The following is a 23,032-nucleotide window of genomic DNA, read 5'->3' on the forward strand; positions in this document are numbered from 1 at the left end:
CGCTGTCCCGGGCCTTTCCGGTGACCCCACGGCGCGGCCGATGAGTTTGCGGGGCGCGGGCGGTCCAAGCTCGTGACACCTCAGGAAAGGACCCCGACATGTCCGAGCTTCTCATCGACTTCATCACCTCCCTCGACGGTCACGCCTCGGGAAAGGGATGGCCCGGGTTCTGGGGTCTGGAGGGCCCGGAGTACCTCGCCTGGCTCGGCGAGCAGCCCGAGGCCACCTACCTGATGGGAGCGAACACCTACCGCCTGATGTCGGGCTTCGCCGCAGGGCAGGTCCCGGAGGGGCAGGGCGAGTTCAGGCCCGAGGAAGAAGCGTCCGTCGACGAGCTCACGCAGGCGTCCAAGGTGGTGTTCTCCTCCACACTCCAGCAGCCACTCACGTGGGCCAACTGCACACTCGTCCGCGGTGACGCCGTCGAGACGGTCCGCAGCCTGAAGTCCAGCGGCTCCGGGCTCCTCACCACGATCGGCAGCCTCAGCCTGTGCCGGTCCCTGCTCCGGGCCGGACTCGTCGACCGCTTCCGGGTCGTCATGTTCCCGGTGATCACCGGGGCCACGGGCGAGGAACGCATCTACGACGGCTACCCCGACGTCGCCCTCGAGATGACCGAGCACCGCACCTTCGACGGCCGCATCCAGCTGGTCGAGTACAAGCCGCGCGTGCTCGAGCGTCCCCCGCTCGACGTCCCCGCGTGAACGCCGTCGATCAGGTCATGGGGACGGCAGTCGCGCGCGCAGCCACCTGGCGCGTGAGGGGTGACCTGGACAGATCAGTGCCTAACGGTTGACGGACCGCATGCCTGCCTCGTCGTAGCGCTCACCGGCCGCCTCGGGGAGCTCCGCGTCGATGCGGGCCAGGTCGTCCTTCGTCAGGTCGACGTCGACGGCGGCGGCGTTCTGCTCCAGGTAGGTGCGGCGCTTGGTGCCCGGGATCGGCACCAGGTCCTCGCCCTGGGCCAGCACCCACGCGAGGGCGAGCTGGGCCGGGGTGACGTCCTTCTCGGCGGCGATCTCCTTCACCTTCGCCGCCAGCCGCAGGTTCGCCTCCAGGTTGGCGTCCTGGAAGCGCGGGTTCTGGCGGCGCCAGTCGTCGACGTCCAGGTCGTCCGGCGAGGTGAACCGTCCGGCGAGGAAGCCGCGGCCGAGAGGTGAGTACGGTACGAAGCCGATGCCCAGCTCCCTGCAGGCGGGCAGCACCTCGGCCTCCACGTCCCGCGACCACAGCGAGTACTCGCTCTGCACCGCCGTGACCGGGTGCACGGCGTGCGCGCGCCGGATCGTCTGTGCGCTCGCCTCACTCAGTCCGATGCCGCGCACCTTCCCCTCGGCGACCAGTTCGCCCAGCGCGCCGACCGTCTCCTCGATCGGCACGTTCGGGTCGACCCGGTGCTGGTAGTAGAGGTCGATGTGGTCGGTTCCCAGACGCTTCAGGGAGCCGTGGACGGAGCTGCGGACATGTGCGGCCGAGCCGTCCTGCGGGCCGACCGTGCTGCCGTCGCCCGGTACGGCGTCGTCCATCCGGTAGTTGAACTTCGTGGCGATCACATAGTCGTCGCGGCGCCCCCGGATCGCCTCTCCGACGAGGGACTCGTTGGTGAGCGGTCCGTATACCTGCGCGGTGTCGAGGAAGTTCACCCCGAGGTCGAGGGCGTGCCGGATCGTCGCGACGGCCTCGTCCTGGTCGGTGGTCCCGTAGAAGGCCGACATGCCCATGCACCCCAGGCCGACGGCCGATACCTGCAATTCCCGCAGACTGCGCTTCTGCATGTCGTGTCCCAGCCTTCCTGCACGATTGATCGTCCTCGGGAGCGGCTCGCGCTCCGTCGTGTTCTCGACGCTACGACTTCGAGCGCACTCCAGGGCAAGTGAAAGGCGCGGACGGACACGGCCGCCCGTGCGCGGTACCGCGCGCCCGCTCCTCCCGTCGCCGGTGACTGCATCCCGTGTGCGGTGCCGGGGCGAAGCAGGGGTGAACACGGGGAACCGCAGAGGAGAGAACGTGATCGACACGGGCGTGGGCCGGGGCGCGCTGCCGCCGGGAAGCGTGATGCCGACCGCACGGGTTGGTGATCACCGATGACGAGATGGACACCCCGGCCCGACGGCGGACGGCCCGCGGGGAGATCCTGCTCCCACACCTGGACGGCGGACCCGCCCCCGCTGACTCGGGCGTGCCCGCCCTGCGCGGCGCGCGGACGCGCACCGGCCGGCCTCCTGCTGTGCCTGACCTGCGGCCATGTGGGCTGCGACGACAGTTCTCCCGGCGCTCACGCCACGGCCCACTTCGACTCCAGCGCACACCCCGTGGCACGCACCCTGGCAGGTGACCGGCCATGGGCCTGGTGCTACGAGGACGAGACGTACCTGGACCCGCCGGAACGGCCGGAGCCGCGTCCCGCCCCGCGGCCGCCCGAGTCGGTGTGGGACTACCCGCGGCCGCCCGTCCTGCGGGAGGACGACCGCGAGGTACGGGTGGAGTGGGCCGGCCAGGTGATCGCCGAGACCCGCAGGGCCGTCCGGGTACTGGAGACCAGCCATCCCCCTGTGTTCTACATCCCTCCGGAGGACGTACGGAGGGAGCTGCTCTTCCCGGCGATCGCGGAGCGGACCTGGTGCGAGTGGAAGGGCTCCGCCCGCTACTGGGACGTCGTCGTCGGGGACGCCGTACGCGCTCGGGCCGCCTGGAGCTACCCCCGCCCCGAGCCCGGCTACGCGCTCCTTGCCGGCTTCTTCGCCTTCTACCCGAGCCGCACGGACCGCTGCACGGTCGACGGGGAGGAGGTCACGGCGCAGGAGGGTGACTTCTACGGCGGCTGGATCACCGCGGAGGTGCGGGGACCGTTCAAGGGCGCCCCGGGCACCCGGCTGTGGTGACGCGGCGCCGCGTAGGGGTGTCGGGGACGCGGGCGGTGAGCGTCGCGACCACCCGGGACAGGAGTGCGGGGTCCTGACGTCCGTACGGCACGGTACGCTCCGGCAGGTGACGAACAGCGGCATGAACGATGCGCAGTTGAACCGGCTGTGGGGAGCCGTCTGCGCCTTTGCCGGGGTCTTCTTCCTCCTGTGGGCGATGTCCTGGGTCAACGCGAGCGTGCTCCATGAGGACCTGCAGAATTTCTGCGGGGACCTGCACACGGCCCGCTTCCCCTTCGAGAAGTCGTGCACGCGGGAGGACGGCACCGTCGAGGGCGCGAACAGCCTGCTGTTCGAGGGGCTCTTCTTCGGCTCCATGGCTGCCGGAGCTGTGTGTCTGGCGGTCGCCTGCGGGGTCGAGCTCAACCGTCACCGCCGGCCTGGCCCGCCGCGGGCGTAGCCCTCGGCCGGGTGCCGACCCAGGTCGATCTCGACCGGAGGCGAAGGAGCAGCGAGTACCGCCATGGCTGAGGTTCGGACACTGACCCGGGTCGTGCAGACGTGTGCCGGGCACCCGTCGCAGTGGGATGCCTGGACGGCGGACGGACAGTACCTGTATCTCCGGTACCGGCACGGTGAGGGTTCCGTCGAGTGGCATTCCGGCCCCGGCGACGACGCCGACACGCCGGAGTCCTGGGAGGAGGGCCGCTCAGGGGTCCTGACCGAGTGGGACGACGGCACCGGCGGAGGTGTCATCGAACTCGAGGACTTCCTCGCGGCGGCGGGCCTGGCGTTGGCGCCGGATGCCTCGGTGCGTACCCACGGTCCGGCGGTGGACCCCTGACCGGCCCGGTCACCGGCCGCGCGAGGCATTCCCCGGCACCAGCGACATGCGCATGGACACCGGCAAATGACCGTCTCGCGGCAGTGGCTCTGGCAGAGTCGAGGCGTGTTCAGCACTGCTGCCATCCCGTCCGCATGACCCCTGCCGAGCAGCGCGCCGAAGGCGCGGGACCGTTCACCACCCGGCTCACCTGGCAGCCGCCCGGCGGTGGCACCGCCGTGTGGGAGTCGAGGCCTGCCCGGCGCCGCGGCATCATCGCGGCCCGGCCGGCCGGAGAGCCGGCCGGCCGGCACACCGGCGTCGGCGAGCGCGCGCTCGCCGGGATGCGCAGACTCAACGCCATCGCGGCGACGGCCTTCGTGATCGGCGGCGCCCTGTTCACCGCCGGTGCCGCCATCGCCCAGTTCGGCTCCGGGGACGCCACCACCTGCGCCTCCGTCTACTTCGCCGGCGGCGTGTTCTTCACCACCGGCGGGTACGTCAGCCTGCTCCAGGTCGTCAACGCCCCGCGTCATCAACCCGGCGGCGCCGGGCGGCTGTTCACGCGGGACTGGCGCTGGTGGAGCTACGAGCCCGCGCGGGTGGACTGGCTGAGCACCTTCGTCCTCTTCGCGGGCACGCTGGTGTTCGCCGTCGACCTGCTCGACTCGTTCCTGCAAGGGCTGAGCGTGCGGCAGATCAACCGGCTCGTCTGGGCCCCGGACGTGATCGGCTGCCTGCTGTTCCTGATCTCCGGCCACCTCGCCGTCGTCGAGATCTGCCACCGGGGGTGGCCGTGTCTGCGCCGGCGCAGCCTCGGCTGGTGGATCGTCGTGGTGAACCAGCTCGGCTCGATCCTCTTCATGATCTCGGCACTGGCCGCCTACACCCGCCCCGCCACCGGCAGCCTGATCAACGCCGACATCGCCAACTGGGGCACCCTCCTCGGCGCCGGATACTTCTCCGCGGGCGGCCTCCTCCAGCTGTTCGAACGCCCCTGACCCGCGGGTGTTCCGCCTGCCGGTGGAATTCGCACCGGCACCGCGGGCATTCGGCGGCGTCGACGGGCTGCATGATCACCTCGGCTGTCTCATGGAGGCATGCCCAATCCTTCTCGGCGCACCCTGCTGCGCGCCTCGCTCGCCGCGTCCGGCGGGGGCCTGCTGTCCTCCTGCACCGGCTCGGACCGTGTGCCGCGCTCCGGCCCCCAGGGGTACGGCGGCAGGAACGCGTTCGTCCCGGACGGCCCACGGGGGTACGTCAACCCGTCCGACCCGGAGGTCCTCGCGGCCGAGCGCGCCCGCGGTTCCGGGCCGGTCCGCACGTACCGCATCACCGCGGCCGAGGCGTCACTGGACCTGGGCGGGCGTACCGTCCGGACGTGGGCCTACGACGAGGCGCTTCCGGGGCCACTGGTGCGCGCGAGCGCCGGCGAGGTGCTCGACGTGACCCTCGCCAACCGGCTCCCGGCCGTCACGGCACTGCATTCGCACGGGGTCCGGCTGCGCTGCGACATGGACGGGGTCGCCGACCTCACCCAGCCGCCCGTCCGGCCCGGGACCGACTTCCGCTACCGGTTCACGGTCCCCCACCCCGGGACGTACCTGATGCACTCCCACGTCGGGATGCAGTCGGACCGCGCCCTGTACGCGCCGCTGGTCGTCGACGACCCGCGGGAGCCGCTGGCCTACGACGCGGAGTGGATCGTCGTGCTGGACGACTGGCTCGACGGAGTGCAGGGCTCCACCCCCGAAGAGGTACTGGACCAGCTCAGGCCGGGTGACGCGAGGGGCTCGGGGCACGCGGGGATGGGTGCGGGCCACTCGGGCCCGGGCTCGGGCCCGGGCTCGGGCTCGGGCTCGGGCTCGGACTCGGGCCGAGGCGGCTCGACGCGTCCGACACCCGGCCGGAAGTCCGCGGGTCCCTCCCGGGTGCTGCACCGGGCACGCAGCCGGATGCTGCACGGACCGGCCGGCCACGTCGCCTATCCCCACTACCTGGTCAACGGCCGCCTGCCCGAGAGCCCGTCGGTGTTCCGCTGCCGCCCCGGCGACCGCATCCGGGTGCGCATCATCAACGCCGGCGCCGAGACGGCCTTCCGGGTCGTCCTGGGCGGCCACACCATGACGGTGACGCACACCGACGGCTATCCCGTGCAGCACAGGAGGACCGACGCCCTGCTCGTCGGTATGGCGGAGCGGTACGACGTCCTCGTCACCGCCCGGGACGGGGTCTTTCCCCTGGTGGCGCTGGCCGAGGGGAAGAGGGGGCGGGCCCTTGCCGTCCTGCGTACGGGCAAGGGAGCGCGGACGCTTCCACCGGTCACCGCCCGCCCGGACGAACTGGACGGACGGACCGTGGCCGCGCGGCGCCTGGTGCCGGACGAGTCGGTGGCCCTGGAGGACCGGGAGCCGGACCGCGAGCTGCGCATCCGCATCACCGGCGGCATGGAGAGGTACGACTGGGGCTTCGACCACCGGGCCTACTCGCCGCAGCGGCGCCATGCCGTGCGGGCCGGTGAACGGGTGCGCCTCACCCTCATCAACGCCACCGACATGTGGCATCCGATGCACCTGCACGGGCACACCTTCGCCCTCACCGGCCTGGACGGGGCGGGCGCCAGGAAGGACACCGCGATCGTGCTGCCGCACCGGAAGCTGGTGGTCGATCTGGACGCGGACAATCCCGGGCTGTGGATGCTGCATTGCCACAACCTGTACCACTCGGAGGGCGGGATGATGACGGTACTCGGCTACCGCAGGTGAGAGCCGCGCCGCCCGGACGGCGACCGCGCGAGGGCCAGTAGGCTCTGGTCGTGGCGGAGGCCCGCGAGCCGCCGCCGGGGGCTTGGGCGGCGGTCGGTGAAGCACCGCACCGCGGTCCGTCGGGGAGGGGAAGCGCGATGATCGCTGCGGAGTACGGTTACGAGGTGCTGCCCGGGGTGGCGGTGGACACGCCGGGCGTCGAGGACGTGCTCCGGCGTCGTGAGCGAGGCCTGCGGTGGGGCGCCCTGGCGTTGATCGCCGAGGTGCTGCTGCTGGTGACCGTGCTGTCCCTGGCCGGTCCCGGGTCCGCCGCCGGTTCGGTCACCGCCGCGTGCGTGGTCCCCGTCATCGCGGTCACGGGCGGTCTGACGCTGTTGTGGCGCCGGGCGCGACGCCGGGAGCGGCTGGTGATGTCCACCTATGGCTGGCAGGTCTGGCCCGTGCGGACGCAGGAGGTCCGCGTGGTCGCCGCCGAGGGCGAGCGGGCCCGGGGCCGCCGCTGGGGGACGGACGGGCGGGTGGTGCTGCTGCAGCCGGACGGTCAGAGCCACTGCTCCTTCCCCGTCCCCGCGGACGGCTGGGACGGCCCGCGTCCGCGGGGGTCCGGCCCGGCGGACCGGGTGTGGTTCGCCGGGGACACCCGGTTCGGCGGCATGGTGGCCGAACCGGGCGGGCTGCCCTTCCGCTACGTCGTCCGTGCCACGCCGGGACGGCGCCGCGGTACCGGGGTGGAGGACGAACTGGCGCGCCGCGCGGGACTGATGCCGCGCAACCGGACGCGATAGGCGATCGGCGCTCGGTGCTCGGCGCCTGGCGCCCGGCACTCGGTGCTCGGTGCTTGGCACTCGTCGCTCGTCGCTCGTCAGGGTTTGCGGGCCATGCCCGCGGCGATGAGGTGTTCCCAGACCGTGAGCTCTCGTCCGCCCCACGGGCCGTCGGTCTCGTCGGGACGCCACAGCGACGCGGGGACTATGCCCGGGTCGAGGATCTCCAGGCCGTCCAGCAGAGAGGCGATCTCCGCGTCCGTGCGCCACCGGCCGCGACCGAACGTCTGTTGCAGCACCTTCTCGGCCTGCGTCGTCTCCGGGTTGTCGCCGGAGCGGAAGTGGCTGATGAAGAAGTGGCTGCCGCTCGGGACGTGGTCGCGCCAATAGCGGACGATGCCTGCCGGGTCCTCCTCGTCGTTCACGTGGTGGAGGATGGCGCTGAGGATGACGGCGACGGGGCGGGAGAAGTCGATGATCTCCCGGGTGGCCGGGTGGGAGTGGACGCCCTCGGGGTCGCGCACGTCGACCGCGACGACGCGGGTCCGGTCGTTGTTCTCCAGCAGTGCACGGCCGTGGACCAGTACTTGGCCGTCGATGTCGACATAGACGACCCGGGACTCGGGCGCGTGACGCTGCGCGACCTGATGGACGTTGTCCGCGGTCGGCAGCCCGCTGCCCAGGTCGATGAACTGCCGGATGCCGGTGGTCCTCGCGATGTCCGCGACCGCCCGGACCAGGGCCGCCCGGTTGGCGAAGGCGATGGCGACCGACCCGGGCAGATCGCGCTTGAACACGTCGCCGATCTCCCGGTCCACGGCGTAATTGTCCTTGCCGCCGAGCAGGTAGTCGTAGACGCGGGCGATGCTCGGCCTGGTCGGGTCGATGTAGGAGCCTTCGTACGTCATGGGGGCCATTCTCCCCGGCAACCGGGCCCGCGCACCCGCGCTTTCGCCACTCCGGCCTCTCGGCGGTCCGGGCGCGGTCGAAGCGTCGGCTCAACGCCCCCAGCGCAGCAGCGTCGTGCCCAGCGTCATCCCCCCGCCGAACCCGGCCAGCAGCACCAACTGCCCGTCTGCCAGGCCCTTTCCGTCGGCGCGGGCCGCATGGTGAAGGGCGAGCGGGATCGACGCCGCGCCGGTGTTGCCGTGCCGGTCCACCGGCAGATGCACCCGCGCCGCGGTCAGTCCCAGGAGGGCGGTCACCGACTGGAGCATCTCCCCGTTGGCCTGGTGCGGCACGAAGTGGTCGACCTCGCCGGGCCGGACGGAGAACCGCTCCAGTGTGGCCGTGACCGCGGCCGGCAACTCCCGTTCGACGAACTCGCGCACCAGGCGGCCCTGCATGCGGAAGTAGTGCTCGCCGCGCGCCACGGACTTCTCCGACGCCGGCTGCCTGCTCCCGCCCGCCTGCACCCCGATCAGCCCGTGCAGATGCCCGTCGGTGCGCATCGCCGTCCCCACCAGGCCCCGGCCCTCGCCCACCGGCCCGATCACCACCGCACCGGCCCCGTCACCGAACAGCGGCGCCGTCCTGCGGTCGGCCGGATCGATGATCCGTGAGTACACCTCCGCACCGATCACCAGCGCACAGCGCCGCCGTCCGCCGCCGGTCCCGCCGGACGCGCCGTCGTCGACGGCCAGCAGCCGGGAAGCCGTGTGCAGCGCGGCCACAAAGCCGGCGCACACCGCGTTGACGTCGAACGCGGCGGCCCCGAAGGCGCCCAGCCTGTGCTGCACCAGCGCGGCGGTGGCCGGCTGCGGATGGTCCGGCGTCGACGTCGCGACAACGATCCAGGCGAGTTCGTCGGCCCGTACCCCGGCATCGGCCAGTGCCCGGGCTCCTGCGTGCGCGGCCAGGTCCGAGGCGGCTTCGTGATCAGCGGCGTAACGCCGTTCCACGATGCCGGTCTTGCGTGCGATCCACTCCGCGCTCACCCCGGCGCGGCGGCCCACCTCGGCGTTGGTGACGACCCGCTCGGGCAGATACGCGCCGGTGCCCCACACCCCGATCGGGCCCACCGCACGCGCCGTCATGACACCACCGCCGGACGCACCGCGGACCCCAACTGCCTCCGTATGGTGGACAGCACTCGGTGCTGTTCCCCGACGAGGAAGAAGTGTCCGCCGGGCAGCACGTTCAGCTCGAATGAGGACGTCGTGTGCGCCCGCCACGCCCGCACCTGCTCCGGCGTCGCCTTGGGATCACGGTCGCCGGTGAAGGCGGTGATGGGGCAGGCGAGCGCCGGCCCGGGCCGGTAGCGGTAGCGGCGCACCGCTCCGTAGTCGGCGCGCAGCGCGGGCAGGATCATCCGCAGCGTCTCCTCGTCCTCCAGCAACTGCGGGCCCGTGCCGTCGAGTCGGGCTATCTCCGTCAGAACCTCCTCGTCGGTGACGGGCTGGTACTCGCCGGCGGTGTCCAGCGACGGCGCGCGGCGCCCGGAGACGAACAGCCGCGACGGCCCCCGCCCGGCCGTCCGCAGCCGGCGCGCGGTCTCGAAGCCGACGATCGCGCCCATGCTGTGCCCGAACAGTGCGTACGGTTTGTCCGTCCACGGCTCCAGGGCGTGCGCGATCCGTTCGGAGAGGACGTCGAGATCGCCGAGCGGGCTCTCGCCGCGCCGGTCCTGACGCCCCGGGTACTGCACCGCCAGCACCTCGATCCTCGGGGACAGCGCACGGGCCACGGGGAAGTAGAAACTCGCCGAACCGCCCGCGTGCGCCAGGCACACCAGCCGCACGGGCGCTTGGGGGGCGGGGAAGAAGTTCCTGAGCCACGGACTGTCACCGTGGTGTGCGGTCATGGCGTCTCCTCGACGTCTCCCGGGCGTGCGTCACCGAGAGCATGTGCCGCCCTCGCCTCCGCGCACCTCCCCTGACACCCCCCTGAATCGCCGCCTCGAGCGCCGGGCGGAAAGTCAGGGGGTGGTCCGGGGTGGTCCCGTCCGGCCGGGGGCCCGCACGCTGGCGGGTGACGCAGCAGTTGTTCGCCGTGGCGGAAGGAATCGGGAAACACCGTGGACGAGATCATCCAAGCTGTGACCGGTGAGGCATCGCCGCAGGACATCGCCGCGCTGCGCCTGCCCGAGTCCTACCGGGGCGCCGTGGTGCGCCGCGAGGACACCGCCATGTTCGACGGGCTGGCCTCCCGTGACAAGGACCCCCGCAAGTCCCTGCACATCGAGCACGTGCCGGTGCCCCAGCCGGCTGCCGGCGAGGCGCTCATCGCGGTCATGGCCTCGTCGGTGAACTACAACACCGTCTGGTCGTCCCTCTTCGAACCCGTCGCGACCTTCGGCTTCCTCCAGCGCTACGCCCGCCTGTCCGAGGACACCGCCCGGCACGACCTGCCCTACCACGTCATCGGCTCCGACCTGTCCGGCGTCGTCCTGCGCACCGGTCCGGGCGTGAACCGGTGGAAGGTCGGCGACCGGGTGGTGGCCCACTGCCTGTCCGTGGAACTGGAGTCGGCCGACGGCCACAACGACACGATGCTCGACCCCGAGCAGCGCATCTGGGGCTTCGAGACCAACTTCGGCGGCCTCGCGGAGATCGCCCTGGTGAAGTCGAACCAGTTGATGCCCAAACCCGCCCATCTGACCTGGGAGGAGGCCGCCGCCCCGGGCCTGGTCAACTCCACCGCCTACCGGCAGCTGGTCTCGCGCAACGGCGCCGGCATGAAGCAGGGCGACAACGTCCTGATCTGGGGCGCGAGCGGCGGACTGGGCTCCTACGCCACGCAGTTGGCTCTAGCCGGGGGCGCCAACCCGATCTGTGTCGTCTCCAGTGAGCAGAAGGCGGACATCTGCCGCTCGATGGGCGCCGAGGCCGTCATCGACCGCACCGCGGAGGGCTACACGTTCTGGAAGGACGAGGACACCCAGGACCCCAAGGAATGGAAGCGCTTCGGCAGGCGCATCCGCGAACTGACCGGCGGCGAGGACGTGGACATCGTCTTCGAGCATCCGGGCCGGGAGACCTTCGGCGCGTCCGTCTACGTCACGCGCAAGGGCGGCACCATCACCACCTGCGCCTCGACCTCGGGTTACATGCACGAGTACGACAACCGCTACCTGTGGATGTCGCTGAAGCGCATCATCGGCTCGCACTTCGCGAACTACCGCGAGGCCTGGGAGGCCAACCGGCTCATCGCGAAGGGCAGGATCCACCCCACGCTGTCCAAGGTGTACCCCCTCAAGGACACCGGCCAGGCCGCCTACGACGTGCACCGCAACCTGCACCAGGGCAAGGTCGGCGTGCTCTGCCTCGCCCCCCGGGAAGGCCTCGGCGTGAGCGATCCCGCACTGCGCGCCCGCCACCTGACGGCCATCAACCGCTTCCGCCAGGACCAGGATCAGGAACCCACTCCATGACGACACCCACACCCACCCCTGCGCCCCCCTCCGCGACCGCGCCGGTGATCGGCGTCGTCGGCCTCGGCTCGATCGGCGAAGCGCTGCTGCGCGCACTGCGCGCCACCGGCCACCGGGTCATCGGCGTCGACACCGACCTGGACGTCCTCACCCGGCTGACCCGGCGCCTGAAAGCGGCCGCCACCGCCGACGGACCCGAGCCCGTCCTGGGCGACGACTACGGCCTGCTGCGCGGGAGCGACCTGGTCGTCGAAGCCGTCCCCGAGGACTGGGACGCGAAGACGAAGGCTCTCGGCCGCGTCCACGAGGTCTGCCCGCCCGGCACCCCACTGGTCACCACCACCGCCACCCTCCCCCTGGCCCGGCTCGCCATCGCCTCGGGCCGCCCCGCCGACCTCGCCGCACTGCGCCTGTACACCCCACCCGCGGCCGGCTCCCCCGCCGAGCCCGTCCACACCGCGCTCACCTCCCCCGAAGCCGCTCGCGCCGCGCATCAGGTCGTCGAGGCCGCCCGGCTCACGGCCGTCCAGGTGGGCACCCAGGCCGCCGTCGACGCCACCGCCCTCGTGCTGAACCTGCTCAACCGCGCCGCCGCGCTCCACGACACCGGCTACGTCTCCCACCACGCCATCGACACCGCGATGCGCCTGGGCTGCGCACTGCCCGCGGGCCCTCTGGAGACCCTGGACGCGATGGGCCTGGACACCGTCCGTGCCGCCCTGACGGACCTGCACCGACACACCGGCGACCCCTCGTACGCCCCCGCGCCGGTCCTCACCCGCCTGATCGACGACGGCCGCCGGGGCCGCACGTCAGGTCGCGGCTTCTACACGTACGACGACACCGGGGCGCCCCTGCCCGAACACACCGCCACCGCCGACACGCGTGCCGCCCGCACCGTCCACCGGGTCGGTGTCGTCGGCTCCGGCGCCATGGCCCGCGGCATCGCCGAGGTCACCGCCACGGCCGGCCACCCCACTGTGCTCGTCGCCCGCAGCGAGGACAAGGCCCGGGCCGCCCTGGACGGCATCGCCGACTCCCTCGTCCGCGCCGTACGCCGCGGCAAAATCACACCCGCCACCCGCGATCAGGCCCTGGCCTCCCTGCGCACCGGCACGGACGTCGCCGCACTGGCCGCCTGCGACCTGATCGTCGAGGCCGCCGCCGAGGACCCCCACGTCAAGCGGGACATCTTCACCGCCCTCGGGCAGACGAGTGCCCCCGGCACTCTGCTGGCGACCACCACGTCCAGCCTGTCCATCGCCGCCTGCGCCGACGCCTCGGGCCGTCCCGCCGACGTCATCGGCCTGCACTTCTTCAACCCCGCGCCCGTCATGCGGCTGGTGGAGATCGCGCACACCCCCCACACCTCCCCCGCCACCCTCGCCACGGCTCACACCTGGTGCGACGCGCTCGGCAAGACCCCCGTGCACTGCCCCGACCGGACCGGCTTCATCGTCAACAGCCTGCTGTTCGGCTACCTCGGCGCCGCCCTGGACCTGCTCGACCGGCGGGGCGCCGACGACCATGTCATCGAGAACACCGACACCGCCGTCCAACGCGCCTACGGCTACCCCATGGGTCCGTTCGCCCTGCTCGACACCATCGGTCTGGATGTCAGTCTGGCCATCCAGCACCGTCTCCACGACCGGTTCCCCGCCACCCACCAGCCCTCGAAGGCCCTGGCCGAACTCGTCACCGCCGGCCTGCTCGGCCGCAAGAACCGCGACGGTCTCCGCACCACCACGCATCGCGTGCCCTAGCCCTCCCCCCGGAGGGACGAGGTGCCGGTGGCGCGGCACGCGGCGGCTTCGGCGACGGGAGGTGGGGCGGCCGGACGTGCGGTGTCGCTGGTCCGCGCAGGTGAGACCGTGTGTTGGTGGAGGGACACTGCCGCCTCGGGCGTGACGATGGGGCCGGAGCTCACGACGCCGTACCGCGCTGACCGGGCCGCCGGTGCTGCTCCGGACCAGCGGCGTTGTGCACGTGCACCGGCGGCCGGATCCGCACGACCAAGGACGGGCGAACGTGCACGACAATCCCGAGGTGGCCGGCGACGGCCGGGAGGCGCTCCCGGGACACGGGGGCCGCTGGGGCCGCTGGGGCCACTTCCGCGGGACGCCGTGGTGGCCCGCGACCGTGCTGGTGTTCATCCTGGCCGCGGCCGCCGGGCTGTTCGCCTGGTCGTACACGTACGCCATGGCCAATCCGACCCCGCACCAGCTCCCCACGGCCGTCGTCGGGCCGTATCAGCAGGAGCGCGGCCGGGCCTTCCTGACAGGGCTGGGCACGGCACTCAACTCGTCCATGCGCACCCGGACCTACGACTCGCGAGCGGCGGCCCTGGAAGCCGTCGAGGAGCAGCGGGTCTTCGCGATTTTTGAATTGGGTAGGGGCGGGCGGCACGTCCTGCTGGACGTGTCCTCCGCCTCCGGTGCCTCCGTGGCGGAGCTGCTGGCGCAGGCGGCACCGAAGGTGGGGCGGGCGACCGGGGTGTCGGTGACCGTCCGGGACGTCAACCCGCTCCAGGACGGCGACCCGCGCGGTCTGGCCATCTTCTACGTCTCCCTGGCCGCCGTGATCATCGGCTTCGTCGGTGCGATCCAGCTCAGCGTGCACGCCCGCGCGCTCACCCCTGTCGAGCGGATCGCCTTCACCGCCGCCTACGCACTGCTCGGCGGTTTCGCCATCGCGGCGGCCGTGGACTGGCTGCTCGGCGCGCTCGATCTGCCGTTCGTGGAGTCGTGGCTGATCCTGGCCCTGACCATGTTCGCCAGCGGCATGACGTTCACCATGTTCAACACCCTGGTGGGCCGCTGGGCGATGCTCCCGACTTGGGGCGTCATGGTCCTGCTGGGCAACCCCTCCTCGGGTGGTGCGGTCTCGTGGCCGCTGCTGCCGTCCGCGCTGGGCGTCATCGGGCGCTGGCTGCCGCCCGGCGCGTCGGTCAACGCACAGCACACGGCGGTGTACTTCGCGCGGCACCAGCACGCCTTCCCGTTCCTGGTGCTGACGGGCTGGGCGCTGGTGTCCTGCGGGGTGTTCTGGACCTGGCGGCACCGCCACCCGGGCGGACGGGACCCGCAGCCTGCCGAGGACAACTCGCCCGACGGCGGCGGAACCTGACGCCCGTGCAGGGACGTCGGAGGGGGCGGCGCCACCTTCCCGCTGCCGCGACGCACCACCCGCGCTGCCTGCCTACTCGCCCGGCGGCTGCCGGCTCCGGTCCCTGACCGCCTGCTCGATGAGCTGCGCGCACGTGGTGAACTCTTCGACCTGGTCAGGTGTCAGGTCGCGTACGGAGATCTGCTCGAGGGAGCGCCACATGTCGGCGATGGGCTTCTGCAGGGCGCGGCCGGTGTCGGTGAGGCGGACCACCATGACCCGCCGGTCATGGGGAGCGGGCTCGCGGGTGAGCAACCCCGCCTCCTGCATGCGCCGCAGCGACTTGGAGACGGTGGAGTGGTCGAGACCCACCCGTTCCAGCAGTTCCGCCTGTGTCAGGCCGTCGTGGTCGAAGAGCTGCATCAGCAGCAGCTCCTGTCCCGGGTGCAGGCCCATGGTGCGCAGCATGGCGGCGGCGTGGGCGCGGTGCGTGCGGGCGAGTTGAAAGATGGCGTAGCTCAGTGGCCCGTCGGCCGCCGCGTGGGGCAATCGCGGTGACGTGGTGTCTGACATGGCTGCTCCCTCATGACACGGGGGTGGGGTGACGGTTCAGTCGACGGTGAGGACGATCTTGCCTCGGCTGTGGCCCGCGTCGCTGGCCTGCTGGGCCTTCGCCGCTTCGGCGAGCGGGTAGGCGGCGCTGATCGTGGTGACCAGTGTGCCGTCCGCGGCCTGCCGGGCGAGTTCGGCGAGACGGGCGGCGGAGCGGCGCTGGGGGCCCACGGCGAAGACGATGCCGAGTTCCGCGGCACGGAAGTCGGCGGTGGTGACGATCCGGTCGGTGCCACCGCGCAGGGTGATGGAGTCCTCCAGCGCGCCCTTGCCGGCGGCGTCGAACACCGCGTCCACCCCTTCGGGGGCGATGTCACGGACCCGCTCGACCAGGTGGTCGCCGTAGACCAGCGCGGTCGCGCCGAGCGAGGCGACGTACTCCTGGTTGGCCGGTCCGGCGGTGCCGATGACGCGGGCGCCGCGGGCGACGGCCAGCTGGACGGCGATGGTGCCGAGCGCGCCGGATGCGCCATGGATCAGCAGCGTCTCACCGGAACCGACGTCGAGCAGGTCCAGCACCCGTTCCGCGCCGTCACTGGCCACCGGCAGGGCGGCGGCGTGCTTCCAGTCCAGACCGGCCGGCTTGGGCGCCAGGACGGCGGCGGACGCCAGGGCGTACTCCGCGTAGGAGCCCGTGTCGGACCAGCCCAGCACCTCGTCCCCCGCCTTCAGGTGCTCGACGCCCTCGCCCACCGCGTCGACCACACCGGCGATCTCCCCGCCGGGCACGGCGGGCAGCGTGGTCGGGAAGATGGCCTCCATGCCGCCGGAGCGGATCTTGCCGTCCACCGGGTTGACCCCGACAGCGCGCACCCGCACCCGGACCTGGCCGGGGCCGGGCCGGGGGGTGTCGATCTCCGCCTCGTGCAGGACCTCGGTGCCGCCGAACGTGTCGAAAACGATGGCCTTCATGACTGCTCTCCTCCACGGGAAGCCGCGCCGGCCACATTCTGTGGCCGACCACATAAACGTAGCACCGTTTATGTGGCCAGCCAAGTATTTTCCGCGAGGGCTCACCAGCCGGTCTCGCCGTCCCACTCCGGCGACGGCAGGGGATCGGTGACCCAGCCCGCCGTCAGCACCAGTCCCGTGTGACGATGCACGGCGAGGAAGCCGAAGGGCCGGTCGAAGTCGGCGAGGATCCGGGTGGTGACGTGGCGGAGGGCGGGAAAACCCCCGCCGGCGACGCCGAACGCCGTCACCGCTGCGGCCTCGAAACCCGACGCGTTGAACCTCGCCCTCGTGCTCTGCTGGGCCGACTCCACGGCGAGCGGGAAGTCGCTGATGCCGGGGAAGTGCCCGCCCGAGGTGTCCCGCGCCGCGGTGAGCCCGAACAACCGGTGCAGCTCCAGCAGGTCGTGGCGCGCACTCATGTCGTACGCCACGGTCGTCACCTCCAGCGACGGCGGCTCCGGCCGTGCGCAGCGCACCTTCTCGACCGTCAGGCCCGGACCCACGGACCCCAGGGGCAACTGCGGCCCCCGCACGACCGCGTACCGGCGGGCGAGCATGTCGACCCCGGCGCGCAGCACCTGCCCCGGCCGCATGGCCTCTTCACCGAGCAGCAGGTGCACGTCCAGGGCGTTGCTCCCCAGCACCCTCAGCTCGGTGACGTGCCCGCCGGGTGTGTCCGCCACTCCGACCCGGTCGAGCACGGCGCTGGTGCGCCGCAGCGCCAGCCGCGGCGTGGTGGCCCAGGGCTCGTACGCCGTCTCCAGTTCCGTTTCGTGGAACGGGCTCAGCCACCGCGTACGCAGGGTCAGTGCGCTCGCCAGCACCAGCTGTGTGTCTTCGGTCAACCCGACCGGCATGCGGTCGATCAGGCCACCGGTCCGCTTCACCGTCCAGGCGTCCAGAGCCAGTCGATCGACGCCGAGGTCGCCGGTGAGCACCCCGTGAGCGTCGGCCGGCAGGCTCTCCTCCCAGGAGGCCTTCAACTCCAGCGTGCGCCGCGTCCACAGCCCCACAGCCGTCTCCAGCCCCCGCATGGCGCCCATCGCCGCCAGCAACTCGCGTGCGGCGGCCGGGGCCTGTCCGGCGTCGAGTCCCAGCGCTTCCGACAGCTCCGCCCGCGCCTGGCCCTCCGCCCCGTCGGCCAGGTGCGCCAGCAGCGGCCACACCCCCGCCGCGGAGAACACCGTGCCGCCGTCCGAGACACCGGCCCACCGCGCGGCCAGCCCGTTCACCGCGCGGACCGTGGTCGCGAGTCCCATGCCACCCCCTCATCCCTGCGCCCACGACGTTCAGCGCAGCACCTTCAGTATCGCCAGGGAGAGGCGCTCCGCCGTCTCCTGGACGTCTCCGCCCGGCAGGACGAGGTGGCTGAGGGTCATCCGCACCGCGATGTCCGCGGCGACGCCGACGAGCGCCTCGTCCTGTGCGGGGAAACGCTCCCCGAGCCAGGCGCGCAGCAGGTCCTGCGCCACGTCGAAGACCGGGTCGGCGCGTGCGGTGAGGTACGGCAGCAGGCTGTCGGAGCCCTCCCGCGCGGCCAGGACGACGGCCCGCACCAGGGGGTTGCGGTGGGCCTCGGTGAGGACGAAGCGGATCGCCGCTTCCAGCGCAGCACGGGTGTCCGGGAGCCCCGGCCGCAGGACCGCTGCCACGCTGTCCAGGAACGCCTGGGCCTCCCTGACGACGAGGGCACGACCGAGACCGGCCCTGTTGCCGAACTCCTTGTACACGGACGGACGGGACACCTCCGCCGCGGCGGCGACGGCCGACAGGCTCACCCCGTCCCAGCCCGAGTCGCGCGTCAGGTCGCGTGCGGCGTCCAGGACCCGTTGCCTCATCTCCTTGCGCCAGGCGACCCGCGGCGGATCGGGCGCCGGCGCTCCGCTGGCGTGGGGTGTCGTCGCGTGTCCGTGTGCCGCCATGGCCCGAGTCTGTCAGGGCCGCCGGGGCGGGTGCGGCGCAGCGCCGGACATCTGACGGCCACTCAGAACGTTGACACCGTGACCTCCCTTGTCAGTGGTCCGGCCGCTTGGCACGCTCGGTGCTCCCCCCAAGGAGGTGCGCCCCCGCCGGCCCGTGGGAAGGCGGGGGCGCACCGTGCTCACCAGGAGGTGTCGTGCCGCATCGTCGAGGACAAGAGGTCCAGCGGTGGCGTGATCCGAAGCGGTATCTGTGGCTGCTCGCCCTGGCCGTGCCCACGCTGCCGTTCCAGGCGGGCGGTCTGGTCGCCCTGACCGGCGTCGGGGCGCTGTGGTGGTGGGGGCCGGTCTTCGCCTTCGTCCTGCTGCCGGTGATCGACCACCTCACGGGCAGGGACAGTGCCAATCCGCCCGAGGAGGTCATGAAGGCCCTGGAGGCCGACCGGTACTACCGCTGGTGCACGTTCCTCTATCTGCCGTTGCAGTTCGGTGCCCTCGTCTGGGCCTGCGGGCGGTGGGCCGGGGGTGGACTGTCGGTGGCGGAGTGCCTCGGGCTGGCCGCGACCACCGGGGTCGTGGCCGGAGTGGCGATCAACACCGCCCACGAGCTGGGCCACAAGCGGGAGCGGCTGGAACGGCGGCTGAGCCGCATGGCGTTGGCGCAGAGCGGCTACGGGCACTTCTACGTCGAACACAACCACGGCCATCACATCCGGGTCGCCACGCCCGAGGACCCGGCGAGTTCGAGGGTGGGCGAGAGCTTCTGGCGCTTCCTGCCGCGGGCGGTGGCGGGAAGTCTGCGTTCGGCCTGGATCCTGGAGAGCCGACGGCTCCAGCGCCGCAACCGACGACGCTGGAGCCTCCACAACGACGTCCTCACGTCCTGGGCGCTGACCGTGGCGCTGTTCGCCGGGCTGACCATCTCCTTCGGCGGGACCGTCCTGCCGTACCTGCTTCTCCAGGCGGTACTCGGCTTCGGCCTCCTGGAGACCGTCAACTACCTGGAGCACTACGGGCTGTTGCGCCAACGCCGCCCGGACGGCCGCTACGAACGCGTCTCGCCCCGTCACAGCTGGAACAGCAACAACACGGTCAGCAACCTGTTCCTCTTCCAGTTGCAGCGCCACTCCGACCACCACGCCAATCCGTTGCGGCGCTACCAGACGCTGAGGCACTTCGAGGAGGCGCCCCAACTGCCCTCCGGCTACGCGACGATGATCGTCGTGGCGTGGTTCCCACCGCTGTGGCGCCGCATCATGGATCCCCGGCTGCACCGGCACTACGCCGGCGACCTGTCCAAGGCGAACGTGAGCCCCTCCCCCGGCCTGCCGAACACGGCCCGGACCACCTAGGGGCGGTCAGGTGCCGACGCCGTGGGCGAGGAGGCTTTCGGCGGTGTCCGCGATCGTGTCCTCGATGGGGCGGATCCGGTCCGACGCCGACCCCGGTGACTTCCTCCAGCTCACCGGCGCTCTGTGGCGCGCCGCCTCCGCCCCCGAGGACCGGGCTCCCCGCATGCTCGCGCTCATCCTCGACGGCCTGCGAGCAAAGTCGCAGCGCTGACGAGCGGTTCCGGGGGCGGCCGGTCGGCGCCGACGGCGCGGGGGTGCTCGGTGAGTCCGGGCGAGGAGTTCCCGCGGCAGCGCCCCGCACGGGACGGGTGCCGTGCGGGGCGGGTGCCGTGCGGGGCGGGGAGCGCGGAGCGGGGCCGGTCGCGCACCATGGGGACGCGGGCGGGCCGGTCACAGACCCAGAGGGCCCGCCTCCGTGATGCTCGCCCAGTCGTTCTCCGGGTTCGCCCAGAAGGAGATCTTCAGATAGCGGACGTCCAGAGGTCCGGTGGTGAACAGGACGGTCTCGGGCGCGGTGGTCGTCCCCGAGCTGCGGCCTTCCCACACCTTGGTGTACGAGACGCCGTCCTGCGAGGCGTGGATGGTGTAGTCGTTCCACCGCAGGTCGCCGCGGTGCCAGGCCACCGTCGCGCCGCACAGGTGGCGTTGCGTGCCGGTGTCCAGGATCAGTGCCGCGCCGAAGCCCTGGCCGGACCAGCGGGTCGTCAGGTCACCGTCGACGGCCTGGGCGGGCGGGTTCGCCGGTTCGTGGGTGGTGGCGGTCGCCGCCGTCACCGGTACGGCCCGGGCGCAGGTCCGCTGCGGTGCGACGTCCTTGTGCACGGCCCGCTCATCGCCCAGGCGCAGGGCGTCGTAGTGCAGCACGCGCTGGGTGGTGCTGGACGGGGCTCCGGTGTTCCAGTCCCATTTGTAGATGCCGAACTTGAAGTAGGGCGAGCGCGGGCCGCCGTCGTGGGTGGGGCCGGTGCGGTTCACGACCCGTTCGCCGTTCTTCCAGACCTGGAGCACCCCGCTGCTGTCGGTGCGCCAGGTGACGTGGAAGACCCAGTCCACCCAGACTCCGGTGCTGTACGCCCCCAGATCGAGGAACTGGCCGCGGAAGTCGATCTTCCAGCGCCCTTCGTCGGTCAGGAGCGCCAGGGGCGGTGAACCGCCCGGGCAGCCGACGTCGCACTGGTGCCACTGGCTCACGATCTCGGCCGAGGTGTCATAGGCCCAGCTCGACGCCAGGTTGATGCTGAAGCCGTACCAGCGCTCGGCGTTCGCCGGCTGCTCGTCGCGCTGCGATATCTCCGCGCGTTTGCTGCCGGAGACGACCGGGTCGGTCTTGCGCAGCTCGAAACGGGCACCGTGGGAGCCGTCGCGCGTGGGTCCGGTGACGTTGGTGGCGCCGTACGAAGTGCCCCACTGCTGCAGGAAGTCGGGCGGCGCGGTGGCGGGGAGCGTGCGGTCGGCCGCCTGTTCCCAGTCGAGGGTGCGCAGGACTCCGGCGGGGTCGGCCGCCGCGGGCTGCGCGGGCGACAACGCCAGTGTCGCGGTCAGCACGGACATGACGACGGCCAGGAGCCAGGCTCTCGGGCGTGATCGTTGCATGGTGCGACTCCTCTCGGGGACGCTGAGCGGACGGCCGCGGATGCGCGCCGTCCGATGACGGCCCCCGACTCTTCCGCCGGCCGGAGACGCGGGCAAGGGCCGGCCCCGGGGCGCGCGGAGCATCCGGACCTCGACGCGCACCACCGACGGATGGCCGACGCCGCCGACACCGATGACCGTACGCAGTGCGCGCTGCCGTGTGGACAGCCGGTGGTGCGGTGTGCCCGGACCGCCCACTCCCGTTCCGTACGCCTCGCCGTCAGGACGCCTCGGGCGGGGCGCCGAGGGTGTCGCCGTAGAGCCGGAACAGGCGCAGTCCTTCCGGTCCGTCGGGACCGGGCGCGGACAGGCGTTGCCAGCAGTCGGCGGTGAGGCGGCGTGCCTGGGTGCCGGGCCACGGCTGGGGCAGCAGCTCCGGGGGGAGCAGCGGGTCGGGGCGCACGGCCGCGGTGAACTCCGCCGCGAGTTCCACGGCCATGGCCAGGCGTCCGGCGGACGCGCGCCCGGCGCCGTCGGCCGGTCGCGGCGCGTCCAGTCCGGCCAGACAGTGCCGCGCGAAGGCACCGAGCCGTTCGTAGCGGGCGGCGATCTCCTCCAGGGGCCACAGCCCGGCGGCCAGGGATGCCGGGTCGGTGAGGGTGCCGATGCGCAGGTCGGTGCTCGTGAGGAAGGTCAAGGAGTCCAGGACGCCCAGGTGGCGGGCGTGGGCCTCGACGATGTCGGCGACCGGGTTGGCGGTGACGTAGAGGCCGCCCTGGAGGGGGGCCGCGCCGAGGTGGAGGAGCGTGTCGCGCAGGGCGTCCCGGGTGATGCGCCGCGATTCGGGGATGGCGAAGGCGAACAGGTGCCACACACCGTCCCAGGGGGCTTGCCCGGCGTCCTGCCGGTAGGCGTGCCGCACGTACTCCGCGTCCGGGGCGAGGGCGCCGGTGGGGTCGGCCACGGCCCGCAGCACGGCTTTGCGTCCCCGCCCGTCCTGGGTGAACCGGCCGTCGGCGACCAGGCGTTTGACGCACAGCCGCACCTGCTGGTCGGTCATGCCCAGCAGGCCCGCGACGTCGTACAGCTCGCCGGCGTCGACGGTGCCGTCCTCCCGCACGAGTGCGTGCACGAGCAGCCGGGTGGGGACCTCGGGCCGGGCAGGGCCGTCGTCTCGGGCACCGGCGGCGGGGGTGCCGGCGGCCGTCATCGCGCACCTCCGCCGGTCCGGTCGGCCCGGGTGACGGGGCGATACATGGTCGTCACGGCGCCGAACCCCATCAGGCGGCGCAGGTAGGGCGTGTGCTCGGTGCGCCCGGCGACGAAGCCGTGCCGTTCGTACAGGGCCCGGGCACGGGGGTTGGTGTCGATGACGTCCAGACGGATGCGGCGGCAGCCGTGGTCCGCCGCGACGGCGGCGACCTCCTTCAGCAGCAGGCTGCCGATCCCGCCGCCCCGGTGGCGCGCATCCACCGCGATGCCGTCCATGACCAGTTCGCCCTGCTGGGGCGTGCGCTCGAACAGGGCGAGCACGGCGACCCGGGGCAGGCCGCGGAAGAGGCCGTAGGTGGACACCACGTCCCGCACACCGCCGCCGGTCAGCGCGCGCCCGCCGAGCTGGTATCCGGCCACCCCGACCATTTTGCCGTCGGCGAGCGCGGTCACGCCCCGGTCGCGGTTCAGGTGTGCGGCGATGAAGGCCCGCCCGGTGTCGGGCGGGTTGAGCGCCGAACCGAGTTTGCGGCCGAACGCCTCCCAGTACAGCGCGGCCACCTGCTTCTCGGCCCCTTCGGGCACCTGGCGTCGGCACGCGACCCGCGGGGTGGGCCGCTCACCGCCCCGTCCGTCCTCCGCCGTGCGGTCCTGCGGGTTCACCGACTCCATGCGCGGCTGCTCCCCTCTGTCGTCCTCGGCACCCTGACTCTATCGAGTG

At 72.5% G+C, this 23,032-nt stretch carries 23 protein-coding genes; 12 read left to right on the forward strand and 11 right to left on the reverse strand.

Features of this window, described 5'->3' with window-relative positions; all coding sequences use genetic code 11:
- The first annotated feature begins 98 nt into the window (after positions 1–98).
- Positions 99–704, forward strand: coding sequence for a dihydrofolate reductase family protein (locus ACH4C6_RS29165; RefSeq protein WP_398111606.1), 606 nt, complete (start codon positions 99–101; stop codon positions 702–704).
- Positions 705–785: 81 nt separating this feature from the next.
- Here ACH4C6_RS29165 and ACH4C6_RS29170 read toward each other — a convergent pair whose 3' ends face one another.
- Positions 786–1,775 carry an aldo/keto reductase gene (locus ACH4C6_RS29170; RefSeq protein WP_398111607.1) on the reverse strand — a complete coding sequence of 330 codons (990 nt, stop codon included), beginning with the start codon at positions 1,773–1,775 and terminating at the stop codon, positions 786–788.
- 309 nt (positions 1,776–2,084) lie between these two features.
- On the opposite strand from ACH4C6_RS29170, the gene ACH4C6_RS29175 reads away from it, so the two are divergent.
- The 6 genes from ACH4C6_RS29175 to ACH4C6_RS29200 all read left to right on the forward strand — a co-directional run bounded on the left by ACH4C6_RS29175 (position 2,085) and on the right by ACH4C6_RS29200 (position 7,234).
- Positions 2,085–2,882 carry a DUF427 domain-containing protein gene (locus tag ACH4C6_RS29175; RefSeq protein ID WP_398111608.1) on the forward strand — a complete coding sequence of 266 codons (798 nt, stop codon included), beginning with the start codon at positions 2,085–2,087 and terminating at the stop codon, positions 2,880–2,882.
- Positions 2,883–2,988: 106 nt separating this feature from the next.
- Entirely contained in the window at positions 2,989–3,321 is a 333-nt protein-coding gene (locus ACH4C6_RS29180; protein ID WP_398111609.1) for a hypothetical protein, read from the forward strand.
- Between the two features lie 63 nt (positions 3,322–3,384).
- Complete coding sequence (locus tag ACH4C6_RS29185; protein WP_398111610.1) at positions 3,385–3,705, forward strand: hypothetical protein; 321 nt, start codon at positions 3,385–3,387, stop codon at positions 3,703–3,705.
- A 134-nt stretch (positions 3,706–3,839) separates the two neighbouring features.
- Complete coding sequence (locus ACH4C6_RS29190) at positions 3,840–4,685, forward strand: hypothetical protein (RefSeq protein WP_398111611.1); 846 nt, start codon at positions 3,840–3,842, stop codon at positions 4,683–4,685.
- A gap of 99 nt (positions 4,686–4,784) precedes the next feature.
- Positions 4,785–6,449 carry a multicopper oxidase family protein gene (locus ACH4C6_RS29195; protein WP_398111612.1) on the forward strand — a complete coding sequence of 555 codons (1,665 nt, stop codon included), beginning with the start codon at positions 4,785–4,787 and terminating at the stop codon, positions 6,447–6,449.
- Positions 6,450–6,586: 137 nt separating this feature from the next.
- Positions 6,587–7,234 (forward strand): hypothetical protein, encoded by a 648-nt coding sequence (locus ACH4C6_RS29200; protein WP_398111613.1) that lies wholly within the window; start codon positions 6,587–6,589, stop codon positions 7,232–7,234.
- Between the two features lie 77 nt (positions 7,235–7,311).
- Here the strand turns inward: ACH4C6_RS29200 and ACH4C6_RS29205 are convergent, their stop codons facing one another.
- The 3 genes from ACH4C6_RS29205 to ACH4C6_RS29215 all read right to left on the reverse strand — a co-directional run bounded on the left by ACH4C6_RS29205 (position 7,312) and on the right by ACH4C6_RS29215 (position 10,016).
- Entirely contained in the window at positions 7,312–8,130 is an 819-nt protein-coding gene (locus ACH4C6_RS29205; RefSeq protein ID WP_398111614.1) for an SAM-dependent methyltransferase, read from the reverse strand.
- A gap of 81 nt (positions 8,131–8,211) precedes the next feature.
- Positions 8,212–9,249 (reverse strand): 3-oxoacyl-ACP synthase III family protein, encoded by a 1,038-nt coding sequence (locus ACH4C6_RS29210; protein WP_398111615.1) that lies wholly within the window; start codon positions 9,247–9,249, stop codon positions 8,212–8,214.
- Entirely contained in the window at positions 9,246–10,016 is a 771-nt protein-coding gene (locus tag ACH4C6_RS29215; protein WP_398111616.1) for a thioesterase II family protein, read from the reverse strand. Before ACH4C6_RS29215 ends, ACH4C6_RS29210 begins: the two co-directional genes overlap by 4 nt.
- Positions 10,017–10,229: 213 nt before the next feature.
- On the opposite strand from ACH4C6_RS29215, the gene ccrA reads away from it, so the two are divergent.
- The 3 genes from ccrA to ACH4C6_RS29230 all read left to right on the forward strand — a co-directional run bounded on the left by ccrA (position 10,230) and on the right by ACH4C6_RS29230 (position 14,711).
- A complete protein-coding gene (gene ccrA / locus ACH4C6_RS29220; protein WP_398111617.1) occupies positions 10,230–11,585 on the forward strand; it encodes a crotonyl-CoA carboxylase/reductase in 1,356 nt (451 codons plus the stop codon).
- Positions 11,582–13,348 (forward strand): 3-hydroxyacyl-CoA dehydrogenase family protein, encoded by a 1,767-nt coding sequence (locus ACH4C6_RS29225; RefSeq protein ID WP_398111618.1) that lies wholly within the window; start codon positions 11,582–11,584, stop codon positions 13,346–13,348. Before ccrA ends, ACH4C6_RS29225 begins: the two co-directional genes overlap by 4 nt.
- A gap of 283 nt (positions 13,349–13,631) precedes the next feature.
- Positions 13,632–14,711, forward strand: coding sequence for an ABC transporter permease (locus ACH4C6_RS29230; protein ID WP_398111729.1), 1,080 nt, complete (start codon positions 13,632–13,634; stop codon positions 14,709–14,711).
- A 72-nt stretch (positions 14,712–14,783) separates the two neighbouring features.
- On the opposite strand, the gene ACH4C6_RS29235 is transcribed toward ACH4C6_RS29230, so the two are convergent.
- From ACH4C6_RS29235 to ACH4C6_RS29250, 4 genes are all read right to left on the reverse strand, one after another.
- Complete coding sequence (locus tag ACH4C6_RS29235) at positions 14,784–15,263, reverse strand: MarR family winged helix-turn-helix transcriptional regulator (protein ID WP_398111619.1); 480 nt, start codon at positions 15,261–15,263, stop codon at positions 14,784–14,786.
- 36 nt (positions 15,264–15,299) lie between these two features.
- A complete protein-coding gene (locus ACH4C6_RS29240; RefSeq protein WP_398111620.1) occupies positions 15,300–16,214 on the reverse strand; it encodes an NADP-dependent oxidoreductase in 915 nt (304 codons plus the stop codon).
- Positions 16,215–16,315: 101 nt separating this feature from the next.
- Entirely contained in the window at positions 16,316–17,515 is a 1,200-nt protein-coding gene (locus ACH4C6_RS29245; RefSeq protein ID WP_398111621.1) for a serpin family protein, read from the reverse strand.
- 30 nt (positions 17,516–17,545) lie between these two features.
- On the reverse strand, positions 17,546–18,178 hold the full coding sequence (locus ACH4C6_RS29250) for a TetR family transcriptional regulator (RefSeq protein WP_398111622.1): 633 nt from the start codon (positions 18,176–18,178) through the stop codon (positions 17,546–17,548).
- 194 nt (positions 18,179–18,372) lie between these two features.
- On the opposite strand from ACH4C6_RS29250, the gene ACH4C6_RS29255 reads away from it, so the two are divergent.
- Both ACH4C6_RS29255 and ACH4C6_RS29260 read left to right on the forward strand, forming a co-directional pair.
- Positions 18,373–19,527 carry an alkane 1-monooxygenase gene (locus ACH4C6_RS29255; protein ID WP_398111623.1) on the forward strand — a complete coding sequence of 385 codons (1,155 nt, stop codon included), beginning with the start codon at positions 18,373–18,375 and terminating at the stop codon, positions 19,525–19,527.
- Between the two features lie 43 nt (positions 19,528–19,570).
- The gene (locus ACH4C6_RS29260; RefSeq protein ID WP_398111624.1) at positions 19,571–19,738 is read left to right on the forward strand and encodes a hypothetical protein; all 168 of its coding nucleotides are present in this window, start codon (positions 19,571–19,573) and stop codon (positions 19,736–19,738) included.
- Positions 19,739–19,917: 179 nt separating this feature from the next.
- Here ACH4C6_RS29260 and ACH4C6_RS29265 read toward each other — a convergent pair whose 3' ends face one another.
- The 3 genes from ACH4C6_RS29265 to ACH4C6_RS29275 all read right to left on the reverse strand — a co-directional run bounded on the left by ACH4C6_RS29265 (position 19,918) and on the right by ACH4C6_RS29275 (position 22,983).
- A complete protein-coding gene (locus ACH4C6_RS29265; RefSeq protein ID WP_398111625.1) occupies positions 19,918–21,120 on the reverse strand; it encodes a heparin lyase I family protein in 1,203 nt (400 codons plus the stop codon).
- 259 nt (positions 21,121–21,379) lie between these two features.
- Positions 21,380–22,309 carry a PaaX family transcriptional regulator C-terminal domain-containing protein gene (locus ACH4C6_RS29270; RefSeq protein ID WP_398111626.1) on the reverse strand — a complete coding sequence of 310 codons (930 nt, stop codon included), beginning with the start codon at positions 22,307–22,309 and terminating at the stop codon, positions 21,380–21,382.
- The gene (locus tag ACH4C6_RS29275; protein WP_398111627.1) at positions 22,306–22,983 is read right to left on the reverse strand and encodes a GNAT family N-acetyltransferase; all 678 of its coding nucleotides are present in this window, start codon (positions 22,981–22,983) and stop codon (positions 22,306–22,308) included. Before ACH4C6_RS29275 ends, ACH4C6_RS29270 begins: the two co-directional genes overlap by 4 nt.
- Positions 22,984–23,032 lie beyond the last annotated feature (49 nt).

This window comes from Streptomyces sp. NPDC017943 (assembly GCF_044328425.1).
GTDB lineage: Bacteria > Actinomycetota > Actinomycetes > Streptomycetales > Streptomycetaceae > Streptomyces > Streptomyces djakartensis_A.

Coding starts and splice junctions, on each gene's coding strand:
- ACH4C6_RS29165 (WP_398111606.1), top strand. CDS start 99: ATGTCCGAGCTTCTCATCGACTTCATCACCTCCCTCGACGGTCACGCC.
- ACH4C6_RS29170 (WP_398111607.1), bottom strand. CDS start 1,775: ATGCAGAAGCGCAGTCTGCGGGAATTGCAGGTATCGGCCGTCGGCCTG.
- ACH4C6_RS29175 (WP_398111608.1), top strand. CDS start 2,085: ATGACGAGATGGACACCCCGGCCCGACGGCGGACGGCCCGCGGGGAGA.
- ACH4C6_RS29185 (WP_398111610.1), top strand. CDS start 3,385: ATGGCTGAGGTTCGGACACTGACCCGGGTCGTGCAGACGTGTGCCGGG.
- ACH4C6_RS29190 (WP_398111611.1), top strand. CDS start 3,840: ATGACCCCTGCCGAGCAGCGCGCCGAAGGCGCGGGACCGTTCACCACC.
- ACH4C6_RS29195 (WP_398111612.1), top strand. CDS start 4,785: ATGCCCAATCCTTCTCGGCGCACCCTGCTGCGCGCCTCGCTCGCCGCG.
- ACH4C6_RS29200 (WP_398111613.1), top strand. CDS start 6,587: ATGATCGCTGCGGAGTACGGTTACGAGGTGCTGCCCGGGGTGGCGGTG.
- ACH4C6_RS29205 (WP_398111614.1), bottom strand. CDS start 8,130: ATGGCCCCCATGACGTACGAAGGCTCCTACATCGACCCGACCAGGCCG.
- ACH4C6_RS29210 (WP_398111615.1), bottom strand. CDS start 9,249: ATGACGGCGCGTGCGGTGGGCCCGATCGGGGTGTGGGGCACCGGCGCG.
- ACH4C6_RS29215 (WP_398111616.1), bottom strand. CDS start 10,016: ATGACCGCACACCACGGTGACAGTCCGTGGCTCAGGAACTTCTTCCCC.
- ACH4C6_RS29225 (WP_398111618.1), top strand. CDS start 11,582: ATGACGACACCCACACCCACCCCTGCGCCCCCCTCCGCGACCGCGCCG.
- ACH4C6_RS29235 (WP_398111619.1), bottom strand. CDS start 15,263: ATGTCAGACACCACGTCACCGCGATTGCCCCACGCGGCGGCCGACGGG.
- ACH4C6_RS29240 (WP_398111620.1), bottom strand. CDS start 16,214: ATGAAGGCCATCGTTTTCGACACGTTCGGCGGCACCGAGGTCCTGCAC.
- ACH4C6_RS29245 (WP_398111621.1), bottom strand. CDS start 17,515: ATGGGACTCGCGACCACGGTCCGCGCGGTGAACGGGCTGGCCGCGCGG.
- ACH4C6_RS29250 (WP_398111622.1), bottom strand. CDS start 18,178: ATGGCGGCACACGGACACGCGACGACACCCCACGCCAGCGGAGCGCCG.
- ACH4C6_RS29265 (WP_398111625.1), bottom strand. CDS start 21,120: ATGCAACGATCACGCCCGAGAGCCTGGCTCCTGGCCGTCGTCATGTCC.
- ACH4C6_RS29270 (WP_398111626.1), bottom strand. CDS start 22,309: ATGACGGCCGCCGGCACCCCCGCCGCCGGTGCCCGAGACGACGGCCCT.
- ACH4C6_RS29275 (WP_398111627.1), bottom strand. CDS start 22,983: ATGGAGTCGGTGAACCCGCAGGACCGCACGGCGGAGGACGGACGGGGC.